At 62.0% G+C, this 13,866-nt stretch carries 9 protein-coding genes; 5 read left to right on the forward strand and 4 right to left on the reverse strand.

Annotation, left to right across the window (positions count from 1 at the left end):
* From LQR33_RS14305 to LQR33_RS14320, 4 genes are all read right to left on the reverse strand, one after another.
* Positions 1-995: ATPase, T2SS/T4P/T4SS family (locus tag LQR33_RS14305; protein WP_231469500.1), on the reverse strand; the 995-nt coding region annotated here is incomplete at its 3' end.
* 168 nt (positions 996-1,163) lie between these two features.
* Positions 1,164-2,318: a porin gene (locus tag LQR33_RS14310; protein ID WP_221664091.1), complete on the reverse strand. Its 1,155-nt coding sequence runs from the start codon at positions 2,316-2,318 to the stop codon at positions 1,164-1,166.
* A 398-nt stretch (positions 2,319-2,716) separates the two neighbouring features.
* Positions 2,717-3,037 carry a ComEA family DNA-binding protein gene (locus LQR33_RS14315; RefSeq protein ID WP_166439763.1) on the reverse strand — a complete coding sequence of 107 codons (321 nt, stop codon included), beginning with the start codon at positions 3,035-3,037 and terminating at the stop codon, positions 2,717-2,719.
* A 66-nt stretch (positions 3,038-3,103) separates the two neighbouring features.
* Positions 3,104-3,925 (reverse strand): cytochrome C assembly family protein, encoded by an 822-nt coding sequence (locus tag LQR33_RS14320; protein WP_021479148.1) that lies wholly within the window; start codon positions 3,923-3,925, stop codon positions 3,104-3,106.
* A gap of 111 nt (positions 3,926-4,036) precedes the next feature.
* On the opposite strand from LQR33_RS14320, the gene ffh reads away from it, so the two are divergent.
* The 5 genes from ffh to LQR33_RS14345 all read left to right on the forward strand — a co-directional run bounded on the left by ffh (position 4,037) and on the right by LQR33_RS14345 (position 13,745).
* Entirely contained in the window at positions 4,037-5,392 is a 1,356-nt protein-coding gene (ffh, locus tag LQR33_RS14325) for a signal recognition particle protein (protein ID WP_166439764.1), read from the forward strand.
* A 47-nt stretch (positions 5,393-5,439) separates the two neighbouring features.
* Positions 5,440-6,348: an ATP-grasp domain-containing protein gene (locus tag LQR33_RS14330; RefSeq protein ID WP_166439765.1), complete on the forward strand. Its 909-nt coding sequence runs from the start codon at positions 5,440-5,442 to the stop codon at positions 6,346-6,348.
* Positions 6,349-6,407: 59 nt separating this feature from the next.
* Positions 6,408-7,778, forward strand: a complete 1,371-nt coding sequence (purB, locus tag LQR33_RS14335) for an adenylosuccinate lyase (protein WP_166439766.1) — start codon at positions 6,408-6,410, stop codon at positions 7,776-7,778.
* 274 nt (positions 7,779-8,052) lie between these two features.
* Positions 8,053-10,218, forward strand: a complete 2,166-nt coding sequence (locus LQR33_RS14340; protein ID WP_166439767.1) for a hypothetical protein — start codon at positions 8,053-8,055, stop codon at positions 10,216-10,218.
* A gap of 344 nt (positions 10,219-10,562) precedes the next feature.
* A complete protein-coding gene (locus LQR33_RS14345) occupies positions 10,563-13,745 on the forward strand; it encodes an efflux RND transporter permease subunit (RefSeq protein ID WP_231469503.1) in 3,183 nt (1,060 codons plus the stop codon).
* The last annotated feature ends 121 nt before the right edge of the window (positions 13,746-13,866 follow it).

Here is a 13,866-nt window from a genome sequence, read left to right on the forward strand (position 1 = left end):
TTGCCGCTGCCGGTGGGGCCGGTCACCAGCACCATGCCATACGGTCTGGCGATTGCCCTAAGCAAGTGCGCCTTCTGCTCCGCCTCGAATCCCAACTGCTCGATGTCCAGCGAGGCGCCGGACGAGTCCAGGATGCGCATCACGATTTTTTCGCCGTACAAGGTAGGCAAGGTACTGACACGGAAGTCTATCGCCCGGGTCTTGGAAATCACCAACTTCAGCCGACCATCCTGCGGCAGCCGCTTTTCCGAGATATCCAGCCGGGAAATCACCTTGATGCGCGAGGCGATCTTTTCCTTCAGCAGCAGCGGCGGCTGCGCCACCTCCTTTAATACGCCATCCACTCGGTAGCGGATGCGGTAATACTTTTCATATGGTTCGAAGTGAATGTCGGACGCGCCGATGCCTATCGCATCCAGCAACATCTTATGAATGAATTTGACCACCGGCGCATCGTCAACCTCGGTCTGCGGCCCACTGTCCAGCTGCGCTTCGGGATCGGCGAACTCCAGATCACCAAAATCCTCGCTCTCCAGCTCTTTCAAAGCCGAGGTCGAATTGTCCTGATATCGTCCTATCAGCTTGGACAGCTTATCTTCTTCCACCACCACCACTTCTACCGTCAGACCGGTTTTGAAGGTGATCGCGTGGTAGGCAGAGGTCTGGGTGGGATCGGAAGTGCCGATGTAAAGCTTGTTGCCGCGCTTGAGCAGCGGCAACAACCGGCGGCTGGCGATCACCTCGTCGTCCACCAGCCCCTTGGGTAGTTGATCGGTATCCAGTGAAGCCAGATCCAGTAGCGGGTAGCCGAACACCCGAGACGAAAACATCGCGATGTCGCGCGCGGCCATCTTCTTGCTCTGGATCAGCTGCTCGACGAAACTGAGATGGGAAATCATCGCCTGTTTCGAAATGGCGTCCGCATCCTGCTGCAACAGCATATTGTGCTGGACCAGGGCTCTGCCCAGGCCGGAAATTCCTGCCGTAGCTTCCATAAGCGAAATCGATCCGGTTCAAACCTTGCGGTCGTGATCAGGTATAGGCTGTGACGGTATTATATGCGAATCGAACTGGCAAATCCCTGTCCATCAGGCTCTCTAGTGGACTGGACAAAAAAAGGGCTGCCGAGGCAGCCCTTTTTCAGAGGAAAAGAATACCGTTTGTTAGAAGCGGTGGATCAGGCCCAGCCCGAAGGAGCTTTCGCTCGTCAGGTTATCAGCCTTCCAGTTCACATGACCATAAGAGGTGTAAACATCGGTGCGCTTCGACAAGGCGTAATCCAGGCCCAGCACGAACTGGTCATAGCCGGATTTCGACAGCGTACTGCCGCCAATGCTTACATCATACCCTTTGACGTAGCTCAGATAAGGAGTGAAAGAACCAAAGGTGTAACCTCCGGTCAATGCCAACTCCTTGGTCTTAACCAGTTGGGAGGCATTAAACGATCCGGCATTGCTGGCAAATGCAGCATTAAGCGCATTCAGGTTATAAGCCACTCCGCCCTTATCAGCAAAGCCAGTGACAGTGGTCACCCCCCCAACGGTCGTCGTCGCCTGACCAAGGTAACCACGGACTTGCTGATAGCCAAAGGCGGCATAGATATTATTGGCGTTGTAACCGGCTTCCAAACGATGCCAATCCTTCAGACCAGAACCGACCTTATTGGAGTCGCCCATATTCACAAAGCTATATTTACCGAAATAGCCGGAATTCTCATAGCTTAAGCCAATATTGATCAGCTGATTGTTCGTGCGAGACCCATCCGAAGCCTGAGCACGCGCCTCATCGACTCCCCACAAGACCATGTAGCTGAAGCCATACCAGTTCGGGCTGTCATAGCGAATGGCGTTGTTCACGCGGGTATCGAGGCGAGTGAACATGCCAAGGCCGCCTACGCTCTGATCGCTGTAATAGCCGGGATCCACTTGCTCCATATCCAGATTGGGATAGTTGGACAACCGGCCCAGGCGTACCTGTCCCCAGCCATCGCCTGCCAGACCAATGAAAGTATCGCGGCCGCCCAGATTGCCTTCCTGCTTGGTGGGATCGCCAGAGCCATCAATCTTCAACCGGCTTTCCACCTGCCAGATAGCCTTCAGGCCATTGCCCAGATCCTCGCTGCCTTTGAAACCCAAGCGCGAAGTCCAGTCGTTGATCTCGGAACTGCCTTGGGGCTTGCCGTTGGCATCCTTGCTCAGCGTGGAGCTATAAGTCTTGTTGTATTCGTAACCGCCACGGATCTGACCGTAGATGGTCACGTCGGCCATGGCCGCCGCAGGCAGGGCAGCCAACGCCAAAGCGATGAGCTTCTTGTTCATTGCAAATCCTTTCAAGTCAGTTGATTTTGTCCTGTGGGCTTCCCGGTGAAACCGTTTGCCTGGACATTTATGTGCCGACGGTATGTTCCGTCGATCGCTGTAGCCAATATAAGACTGGCGTTGCAAAAAAACAAAGACAGCCCCGTCATGACAGGTAAAAATCAACAAAAAAACAACAGAACAATGCTATCTACTTGTTTACAAAATACTTGTCACAAGCCGCGCAGCGCCAACAAGACGCGCAAAAACAACAAAACCGTCACATTGTTGCCAATTAGCAACAAAGAACGCCCCCCATCAGTCAAATCGGCAAATTAAAAAAATCCGCGAAAATGAAAAACCGCCATCCAGAACGGCATGGCGGTTTAAATGCGGCGCCGGCTCTAACCGGCAGGCGCTTACTTGGCGGCGGGCTTGGCAGTTGCCGGCTTCGCGTTTGCGGCAGCAGGCTTGGCGGCCGGCGCGGCGCCGCCAACGGTGACTTCCTTGCGCAGGCTTTCCAACGTCTTGTCCCCAATGCCGGAAACCTTCTTCAGATCGTCGACAGTCTTGAACGGGCCGTTTTTGGTCCGGTAATCGACAATGGCCTTGGCTTTGGCCGGGCCAATGCCCTTCAAGGCTTCCAGTTGTTGCGGCGTCGCGGTGTTCAGATTAACGGCGGCCCAGGCGAGATTGCACAGCAACAGCAAACCGGCAAAGACAGCGAACAGCTTCTTCATGGCAAGCTCCTAATGAAAGTGCAGTCGTGAAATGTATTGGTATGCGTCAGCGCGAGGCGAGCGGACTCACCCGCGCTGCAGGATCAATTCTAAGACCACCTTGCTGCCCACGTATGCCAGCATCAATGACAGGAAACCGGCCAGCGCCCAGCGTATCGCCACCTTGCCGCGCCAGCCCTTGAGGCGGCGTCCCACCAGGAGCCCGGCGAAGATCAGCCACGAGATCACGCCGAACACCGTCTTGTGGGTCAGCGCGGCGGCCTGGCCGAACACCTCCTCGGAGAACAACACGCCGGTCAGCAGCGTCAGCGTCAGCAGCAGGAAACCGACGGCGATCACCTGGAACATCATCTTTTCCAGCGTCAAAAGCGGCGGCAGTTGCTTGGCCAGCATCGACACCCGCCGGTGGTGCAGCGCCCGCTCCAGGATCAGCATCAGCACCGCGATCAACGCGCCGATCGCGAACAGGCTGTAGGCCAGCATGGACACCAGGATGTGCATTACAAAGGCGGGATTGGACAGGTCGCTGACCATGTGCCGCCCCGGAAAAGCGATGGCGAAAGCCAGCGCGGCCATGGCCAGCGGCATCATGAACAACTGCAGGCCCTCCACCTTGTAGAAGAAGCTGCAGGTCCAGTAGATCAGCAGCATGATCCACACTACCACGCTCAGCGCGTGGCCCACGCCCAGCGACAAGCCGCCGCTGGTACTCAGCGGCGCCACGACGACAAAGGCCTGCACCAGCAGCAGCAGCCCCAGCAGGCTGTGCTCCAGCCGCGGATTGCGCGGCCAGCGCGCCGCGCCTTTCCAGTTGGCCAGGTAATGCCAGGTGAAAGCCCCGTAGGACAGGATCAGGAGCAAGGACAGAACGAGCAGTAGGCTGGTCATATTAGGTATGTGATCAAATCCGGGCGCGGCCCGGGCGGCTCGTGGTAAAATCGATGGATTTGAAAGTCTACACCAAGCTGCCGTTCGTTGGCAGAGAGTAAGGACAGCACCATGCTAGACAACTTGACCAGCCGCCTGTCCGGCGTGATGAAAACCCTGCGCGGCAACGCGCGGCTGACCGAATCCAACATCCAGGACGCGATGCGCGAAGTGCGCATGGCGCTCTTGGAAGCCGACGTGGCGCTGCCCGTCATCAAGACCTTCATCGCCCAGGTGAAAGAGCGCGCGCTGGGCCAGGACGTGATGGGCAGCCTGACCCCGGGCCAGGCGCTGGTGGGCGTGGTGAACGAAGAGCTCGTCAAGCTGATGGGCGACAAGAACGACGAGCTCGACCTAGCCGCCGTGCCGCCCGCCATCGTGCTGATGGCCGGCCTGCAGGGCGCCGGCAAGACCACCACCGTCGGCAAGCTGGCCAAAAGGCTGAAGGAAACCCAGAAGAAGAAGGTGCTGGTGGTGTCCGCCGACGTCTACCGTCCGGCCGCCATCGAGCAGCTGAAGCTGCTGGCCTCGCAAGTGGGCGTCGAATGGTTCCCGTCCGAGGCGTCGCAAAAGCCGGTCGACATCGCCCGCGCCGCGATCGACCACGCGCGCCGCCATTTCTTCGACGTGCTGCTGGTGGACACCGCCGGCCGCCTCGCCATCGACGAAGCGATGATGGAGGAGATCAAGGCGCTGCACGCCGCGATCAACCCGGTGGAAACGCTGTTCGTCGTCGACGCGATGCAGGGCCAGGACGCGGTCAACACCGCCAAAGCCTTCAACGAGGCGCTGCCGCTGACCGGCGTGGTGCTGACCAAGATGGACGGCGACTCCCGCGGCGGCGCCGCGCTGTCGGTGCGCCATGTGACCGGCAAGCCGATCAAGTTCATCGGCGTCGGCGAGAAGGTCTCCGGCATCGAGCCCTTCCATCCTGACCGCATAGCCAGCCGCATCCTGGGCATGGGCGACGTGCTGTCCCTGATCGAGGAAGTCCAGAAGGGCATCGATCAGAAGGAAGCCGAAGCGATGGCCAAGAAGTTGAAGTCCGGCAAGGGCTTCGACCTCGAGGACTTCAAGGCCCAGATGCAGCAGATGAAGAAGATGGGCGGCATGGCCAACCTGCTGGAAAAGATGCCGGGCCAGCTGGGCGAGATGGCCAAGGGCGTCCAGGGCGCGGAGGCGGAGAAGTCGATGCGCCGCATCGAAGGCATCATCAACTCGATGACCATGGAAGAGCGCCGCAAGCCGGAACTGCTGAAGGCCAGCCGCAAGCGCCGCATCGCCGCCGGCTCCGGCGTCACGGTGCAGGAGGTGAACCGCCTGCTGAACCAGTTCGAGCAGATGCAGAAGATGATGAAGCAGTTCTCGTCCAAGGGCGGGATGATGAAGATGATGCGAGGCATGAAGGGCATGATGCCCGGCATGTAAGCGAAAACAAACGGGCGCCAGTCGCCCGTTTCTTTTGAGATAAAGACATGTTGTTCGACGTCGCGGTGCTGACAGATCGCCGCCAGCTGGAACACAAGCCTGAGGACTGGTACAGCCGCCAGGTGCATCATGAGGATGGCTTGGTGCTGGACGCGCTGCGTGACGCCGGCCTGACGGTTTGCCGCCTTGCCTGGGACGACGCCGGTTTCGACTGGCGCCAGGCACGCTCGCTGCTGTTCCGCACCACTTGGGACTATTTCGAGCGCTTCGGCGAATTCTCGCCCTGGCTGTCGCGCGTATCCCGGCAATGCCGGCTGTTCAACGCAGCCGAACTGATCCGCTGGAATCTGGACAAGCGCTACCTCGTCGAACTGCAAAATAAGGGCGTGGCCGTGGTGCCCACCCTCTACATTGAAAAAGGCGAGCGGCGCGCCCTGGCGCAACTGGCCGACGCCAGCGGCTGGAATGAGCTGATCCTCAAGCCGGCGGTGTCCGGCAACGCGCGCCACACCTACCGTTTCGACGCCGGCGACGGCCAGCGCCTGGAGTGCGCGTTCGGCGATTTGGTCGAACGCGAAGCGATGCTGCTGCAGCCCTTCCAGCGCCAGGTGCTGGAACAAGGCGAGCTGTCGCTGATGGTGGTGGACGGCCGCTACAGCCACGCGATACGCAAGACGCCCAAACCCGGCGACTTCCGCGTGCAGGACGACCACGGCGGCAGCGTGCATCCGCACCAGGCCAGCGCCGAGGAAATCGCCTTCGCCGAAGCCGCCGTGCGCGCGGTGCCGTTCGACGTGCTGTACGCGCGCGTCGATCTGGTCCGCGACGGACAAGGCCGCCTCGCCGTCATGGAGCTGGAAATGATAGAGCCCGAGCTGTTCTTCCGCTTCCGCCCCGAAGCGGCCGGCCTGTTGGCCGCCGGCCTCAGGCGCAGGCTGGCGGACAGCGCGGCCTGAAACGAATCTGTACTAGCAACCCGCCGCAGTTTGGCAAACCACGTTTGGAAATACTCAGCATGAATCTGACTACGTTGACCGCCCTCTCCCCGCTGGATGGCCGCTACGCCGCCCAAGTGGAAGGCCTGCGCAACCTGTTCTCCGAATTCGGCTTGATGAAGTGCCGCGTCAAGGTGGAACTGGAATGGCTGAAGATGCTGGCCGCCGAGCCGGGCATCGAAGAGGTCAAGCCGTTCTCCGACGCCACCATCCGCGAGATCGACGACGTGATCGCCAATTTCAGCGTCGAGCATGGCGAAGAGGTGAAGGCGATCGAGGTTCGCACCAACCACGACGTCAAGGCGATCGAGTATTGGCTGAAGGAGCGCCTGTCCGGCAATCCGGAAGTGATGGCCGCCAGCGAGTTCATCCACTTCGCCTGCACCTCCGAGGACATCAACAACCTCAGCCACGCGCTGATGCTGAAGACCGCGCGCAACACCGTGCTGCTGCCGATGCTGGACGAGGTGATCCACAAGCTGCAAAAGCTGTCGCATGAACTGGCCGACGTGCCGATGATGTGCCGCACGCACGGCCAGCCGGCCACGCCGTCTACGATGGGCAAGGAACTGGCCAACACCGTCTACCGCCTGAAGCGCCAGCGCGAGCAGCTGGTGCACCAGGAAATCCTGGGCAAGATCAACGGCGCGGTCGGCAACTACAACGCCCACCTGGCCGCCTATCCGGACATCGACTGGGAAAGCCTGTGCGGCCGCTTCGTCACCGGCCTCGGCATCACCTTCAATCCCTACACCATCCAGATCGAGCCGCACGACTACATGGCCGAGCTGTACCAGGTGGCGATGCGCGTCAACACCATCCTGATCGACCTGAACCGCGACATCTGGGGCTACATCTCGCTGGGCTACTTCAAGCAAAAGGTGAAGAAGGACGAAGTGGGCAGCTCCACCATGCCGCACAAGGTCAACCCGATCGACTTCGAAAACTCCGAAGGCAATCTGGGCATGGCCAATGCCATCATGGGCCATCTGGCGGAAAAGCTGCCGATCTCCCGCTGGCAGCGCGACCTGACCGACTCCACCGTGCTGCGCAATATGGGCGTCGGCTTCGGCTACACCATCCTGGGTCTGAAGTCCTGCCTGAAAGGCCTGAACAAGCTGGAGATCAACCCGGCCCTGATCGCCGCCGAGCTGGACGGCGCCTGGGAGCTGCTGGCCGAGCCGGTACAGACCGTGATGCGCCGCTACGGCATCGCCAATCCGTACGAGCAGTTGAAAGAGCTGACCCGCGGCAAGGGCGGCATCACCCGCGAAACGCTGCACGCCTTCATCCGCAGCCTGGAGCTGCCGGACGCGGTCAAGGCCAGCCTGCTGGAGCTGACCCCGTCCAACTACCTGGGCAAGGCCGAGGAACTGGCACGCCGCATCTAAAGCGTCCCTCCCCCCCGCTGCATCCCTCCGCGCCGCCCTCCCGGGCGGCGTTTTTCTTTCCGCCCGCCGTCAACGCCCCGTCATTGCGGCAAGTTAGCCGCACCTTGCCTTTCCCCCGCCATCCATTACACAGAATTTAGTGGTCAAAATGCCAATTGGACCTGACAATGGAATGTGAATAACACCAAAACACCAATAAGCACGCTGCTGATAGGAACGGCCGGCCGCTCCGGCCCGACCGCCCGAACCAAGGGTAACCTTGAAGAGAGAATGGATGATCATGCAATCTATGTACGACCAGTCCTCGAATCCCCCGACAACTCCCGACGAGCCGGCTCCCGCCACCCCGCAGGCAGCCACCACGCGCCAATTGCTGAATCTGAATGAGCGTGGCCAGAACGGGTTGTACCAGTACTTCATCGAGCACGACACCAACCGCATACTGCAGCATCTGGACACGCTGCGCGGCATGGCCTTCACCCGCGATGCCGAAGACGGCCAGAGCGGCCCCACCGAAAAACCCTTCCCTTCGGTCTGCCTGATCGGCCTGGGCCGCTGCGGTTCCAATATCGCGCTGGACGTGGCCACCCTGGTCTACAACGCCCGCAAGTTCTACCTGAACGAATTCAACCAGGACGACAAGAGCGCGCCCGAGCAGGAGCAGCGGCCGCGGCGCTGGATACGCCGCAACCTGCTGTCGCAGCACAAGGAGGCCAAGCCTGCCTTCCTGATCGAGCCGATGGTGATGCTGGGCGACCTGGACAAGGACATCAAGGGCCGCATTCGCTTCTCCCGCCGCGGCGAGCAGGGCGACTTCATCAACAACTACAACAAGCTGAAGATCATGGACCTGGCCGAGGTCCACGCCGGCGGCGCCGGCAATGCGCCCATCCTGGGCCAGTACCTGGCCAAGATCATCCTCAACAAGGACACGCTGAGCTTCTCCGACCCGGACTGGACGCTGATCCACTCCTATCTGGTGGACTCCTGCGGCATCAAGGCCAACCAGTCGCGGCTGTATTTCTACATCTTCAGCGCGGGCGGCGGCACCGGCTCCGGCATGGCGTCCGAATTCGGCCTGGCCCAGCAGTACGCCTACATGAGCAAGACCTTCGAGACCCGCAACGAGGGCAAGGGAGACCAGGGCGACGACTACGGCTTCGTGTTCGAGCCCATCTTCACCAGCGGCATCTGCATCCTGCCCAACATCTCCGGCCAGCACGCCGAGGGCTCGGAGGCGCTGCACATCAACGCCGGCCGGCTGCTGTGCAAATACCTGTCCGAGGAATGGGACTTCTCCTACAACTTCGACAACGAAGAGGCCGGCGCCGAGAGCGTGATGCGCCGCATCCGGCCATGGAACGCGATGATGCTGATCTCCAACGACATCATGCGCTACGCCGAGGAGAGCGAAGGCGGCAACATCGAGCATCTCGACGTCAACGCGATGGAGCGCCACGCCAACCAGTACATCTCGCAGCAGATCTTCAACATCCTGACCGCGCAGGCCGTCACCAGCGACTACGACGAGAACTACTTCCTGCGCGCCGGCATCGACATGGGCGAGACGATACGGCTGGACGCCAACGACCTGTTCATGAGCCTGGCCGGCCCGGTGGCGGTGGCCTACGCCGAATCGGTGGTATCCGATCCGCTGGGCTCGGACGGCTTCGTCAACAAGCTGGACATCGACGACCTGTTCTACCGCTCGATCGACTTGCCGCACTTCAACCAACAGACCCAGGCGATAGAGGGCATCAGCCTGTTGCCGATCGAGTCGGCCAACTACCGCGCCGCGCTGGCCGACTACAAGCAGTCCGGCTACTCGGCGGACAAGCTGAACCAGCTGTTCTTCTTCCAGAACTGCTCGTCGGTGGTGGCCATCCTGTCGCTGCCCAAGGGCTACAAGCTGTCTTATCTGGACCTGAACCGGCTGAAGCGCCACCTGAACGACCTGTTCCCCAGCACCACGCTGAAGCGTTACGCGCTGGTGATCGGCGCGTCCACCAACCTGTCGCTGACCACGCTGGTTGCCAAGAGCCCCTGCCTGAGCGACGATTTCCTGACGCTGATCGTCGCCTACATCAAGCGGTGCTTCGCCCACGGCAACCACCGCTTCGACGACAGCCTGGACAACGTGATCCTGGACCTGATCACCGCCGACACCTTCGACGAGACGGTGCTGGAGCGCTTGCTGAACGAGTACGAGAACCCGGCCAAAATCTTGGACACAAACTGGTTCGCGATCAAGCCGATGTACGAGAAGAAGTACCGCGAGCTGATCCGCGACAGCAAGAAGTTCGTGTCGATCAACGACATCCGGCTGACCCGCGAGCACGTGCAGAAAGCGGTGTGCTACCTGCGCGAGATCTACCGCCATCGCATCGGCAAGACCCGGGTGGTTTCGCTCAACAGCTACGCGCGCAAGCACCACGCCTGAGCGCGCTCTCCGCCTGTCTCCAACCCCGCCCCGCCTTGCGCGCGGCGGGGTTTCTACTGGCTAAAATAGTAAAGTAGATTATTTTTTTACTACCCAGCCGAAAAGTGTCAACGCCATAGCCGCCTGGCCAGTTAATCCTGCTTGAACGCGGCGAATATGCCAGCGCGCTGCGCGCGGCGGCCTCGCATCACTCATTAACAAAACCCGATCGCAACCAAGCACGATCCGCCCACTGCACGCCTTCAAGCTGGCATAAGCTGCAACAAGGCATGGCGCGGATCGCAACAACCGCGCCGCCAAGCCGCCCGGGCGCGGCAATCTGAAGAGAGGACGCACCGTCCAATATGTGGATCGTCGAAACGGCCCTGAAACGGCCCTATACCTTCATCGTGATGGCCATCGTCATCCTGCTGGCCACCCCGCTGGCGATCATGCGCACGCCGGTGGACGTGCTGCCGGAGATCGACATCCCGGTGATCAGCGTGATCTGGGGCTACGGCGGCCTGGCGCCGCAGCAGATGGCCGACCGCATCACCCAGACCCACGAGCGGGTGCTGACCACCACCGTCAACGACATCGAGCACATCGAGTCGCAATCGCTGGCCGGCATCGCCATCATCAAGATCTTCTTCCAGCCGAACGTTAACATCCAGACCGCCATCGCCCAGGTGGTGTCGGTGTCGCAGGCGGTGGTCAAGCAGATGCCGCCCGGCGCCACGCCGCCGCTGGTAATCAAGTACACCGCGTCCAGCGTGCCGGTGATCCAGATCGGCTTGGCCAGCAAGTCGATGTCGGAGCAGGATGTGTTCGACGCCACCATCAACACGCTCAGGCCGCAGTTGGTGACGATACCAGGCATCGCCATCCCTTACCCCTACGGCGGCAAGGTGCGCCTGCTGTCGGTGGACCTGGACACCCGCGCCATCGCCGCCAAGGGCCTGACGCCGGCCGACGTGATCAACGCGGTCAACAGCCAGAACCTGGCGCTGCCGTCCGGCACCGCTAAAATCGGCGGCACCGAGTACAACGTCGAGCTGAACGGCTCGCCGGACACCATCGCCGGCCTGAACGACATCCCGGTGCGGTCGGCCAACGGCGCCACGGTCTTCCTGCGCGAAGTGGCGCACGTGCGCGACGGCTTCTCGCCGCAGACCAATATCGTCAAGCAGAATGGCCAGCGCGGCCTGATGATGTCGATCTACAAGAACGGCGGCGCGTCGACGCTGGACGTGGTGGGCCATCTGAAGGACAAGCTGCCCGGCCTGCGGCCGCTGCTGCCCAAGGACCTGCGCGTCAGCCTGCTGGCCGACCAGTCCATCTTCGTGACAACGGCGGTGGAAGGCGTGATCCACGAAGCGCTGGTGGCCGCCGCGCTTACCGCGGTGATGCTGCTGCTGTTCCTCGGCAACTGGCGCACCACCTCCATCATCGCCGTCTCCATCCCGCTGTCGATCTTCTCGTCCATCGTCGCGCTGCACATGATCGGCGAAACCATCAATGTGATGACGCTGGGCGGCCTGGCGCTGGCGGTGGGCATCCTGGTGGACGACGCCACGGTGACCATCGAGAACATCGAGCGCCATCTGCACATGGGCTCGCCGCTGTACACCGCCATTCTGGATGGCGCCGGCGAGATCGCCGTTCCAGCCTTCGTCTCCACGCTGTGCATTTGCATCGTCTTCGTGCCGATGTTCTTCCTAGAAGGCGTGGCGCGTTATTTGTTCGTGCCGATGGCCGAAGCGGTGGTGTTCGCGATGCTGGCCTCCTACGTGCTGTCGCGGACGCTGGTGCCGACGCTGGCGTTGCTGCTGATGGGCCATCGCCACCACGACGGCCGCGCGTCGGCGTGGATACACCGCGCGCACCAGGGCTTCAACGCCCGCTTCGAGCGGCTGCGCGAGTGGTACGTGCACCTGCTCAGCCACCTGCTGACGCACCGCAAGCGCTTCATCTCAGTCTTTCTCGGCTTCTGCCTGGCCTCCTGCGGCTTGTATCTGTTGCTGGGCCGGGACCTGTTCCCCGAGGTGGACACCGGCCAGATCAAGCTGCACGTGCGCGCGCCCACCGGCACCCGGATCGAAGACACCGCCGTCCTGGCCGACCAGGTGGACGCCGAGATCCGCAAGGCAATCCCGCCGGGCGAGCTGGACTCCATCATCGACAACATCGGCCTGCCCTATAGCGGCATCAACCTGTCGTACAGCAACTCCGGCACCATCGGCACGCTGGACACCGACGCGCTGATCTCGCTGAAGCCCGGCCACCAGCCGAGCGCCGACTACATCGCCGCGCTGCCAGCCAGGCTGGAGCGCCGCTTCCCCGGCGTGGAATTCTTCTTCCAGCCGGCGGACATCATCACCCAGATCCTGAATTTCGGCTCGCCGGCCGCCATCGACGTGCAGGTCTTCGGCAAGAACTACGCCGCCAACGCCGCCTTCGCCGGCCGCCTGCTGGCCCGGATCAAGGCGATTCCCGGCGCCGCCGACGTCCATGTGCACCAGCGGCTGGATGCGCCGGCGATCAAGCTGAACATGGACCGCGCCCGTTTGCAGGGAATGGGCATCGCGCCGTTCGACGTCGCGCAGAACCTGCTGCTGCCGCTGTCCGGCAGCCAGCAGACCCAGCCGGCGTTCTGGCTCAATCCATCCAACAGCATCGTCTACAACCTGCAGGCGCAAGCGCCGCAGTACCGGATCGGCAGCATGGACCAGCTGCTGCAGCTGCCGGTCAACGCGCCGGGCAGCCGCGGCGCCGGCGAGCAGACGCTGGGCAATCTGGTCAGCGCCGCGCCCGGCCGCGAAGCCGCCATCGTCACCCGCTACAACATCCTGCCGTCTATCGACATCTACGCCAGCGCGCGCGGCCGCGACCTGGGCTCGGTGGCCTCGGCCATCCAGAAGGTGATCAACGAGGAAGAGGCGCATCTGCCCAAGGGCAGCCATGTCGCGCTGCGCGGCCAGGTGGAAACGATGCGCTCGTCCTACATCGGCCTCGGCGTCGGCATTCTCGGCGCCATCGTGCTGGTCTACCTGCTGATCGTGGTGAATTTCCAGTCCTGGCTGGACCCCTTCATCATCATCAGCGCGCTGCCGGCGGCGCTGGCCGGCATCGCCTGGATGCTGATCGTCACCGGCACCGACCTGTCGGTGCCGGCGCTGACCGGCGCCATCATGACCATGGGCGTGGCCACCGCCAACAGCATCCTGGTGGTGTCGTTCGCGCGGCATCGGCTACGGGACGGCCTGCCGCCGCTGTCGGCGGCGCTGGAGGCCGGCGCCACCCGGCTGCGGCCGGTGCTGATGACGGCGCTGGCGATGATCATCGGCATGATTCCGATGGCCATCGGCATCGGCGAGGGCTCCGAGCAGAACGCCCCGCTCGGCCGCGCCGTAATCGGCGGCCTCTTGTTCGCCACCGTTTCCACCCTGCTGTTCGTACCGGTGGTGTTCGCCAGCTTCCACCGCTACCTGGCGCAACGCAAACAACACGCGGCCGACGCCCCCGCGGCTCCCGCACAGGACGCTTGAAATGACCGACCCACGCCATGACCGCCAGGGCCTGCCCGAACTCCACCTGCACCACACCCGCCGCGGCGCGGTGGTGCGCAAGGCGCGCGTCGCCGCCATCGTCGCCGTCGCGCTGCTGCTG

It is taken from the genome of Chromobacterium piscinae (assembly GCF_021129175.1).
Taxonomy (GTDB): Bacteria; Pseudomonadota; Gammaproteobacteria; order Burkholderiales; family Chromobacteriaceae; genus Chromobacterium; species Chromobacterium piscinae.

What these genes read in the sequence shown, in the direction of transcription:
- LQR33_RS14310 (WP_221664091.1), bottom strand. Translation starts at nt 2,318, where the DNA reads ATGAACAAGAAGCTCATCGCTTTGGCGTTGGCTGCCCTGCCTGCGGCG.
- LQR33_RS14315 (WP_166439763.1), bottom strand. Translation starts at nt 3,037, where the DNA reads ATGAAGAAGCTGTTCGCTGTCTTTGCCGGTTTGCTGTTGCTGTGCAAT.
- LQR33_RS14320 (WP_021479148.1), bottom strand. Translation starts at nt 3,925, where the DNA reads ATGACCAGCCTACTGCTCGTTCTGTCCTTGCTCCTGATCCTGTCCTAC.
- ffh (WP_166439764.1), top strand. Translation starts at nt 4,037, where the DNA reads ATGCTAGACAACTTGACCAGCCGCCTGTCCGGCGTGATGAAAACCCTG.
- LQR33_RS14330 (WP_166439765.1), top strand. Translation starts at nt 5,440, where the DNA reads ATGTTGTTCGACGTCGCGGTGCTGACAGATCGCCGCCAGCTGGAACAC.
- purB (WP_166439766.1), top strand. Translation starts at nt 6,408, where the DNA reads ATGAATCTGACTACGTTGACCGCCCTCTCCCCGCTGGATGGCCGCTAC.
- LQR33_RS14340 (WP_166439767.1), top strand. Translation starts at nt 8,053, where the DNA reads ATGATCATGCAATCTATGTACGACCAGTCCTCGAATCCCCCGACAACT.
- LQR33_RS14345 (WP_231469503.1), top strand. Translation starts at nt 10,563, where the DNA reads ATGTGGATCGTCGAAACGGCCCTGAAACGGCCCTATACCTTCATCGTG.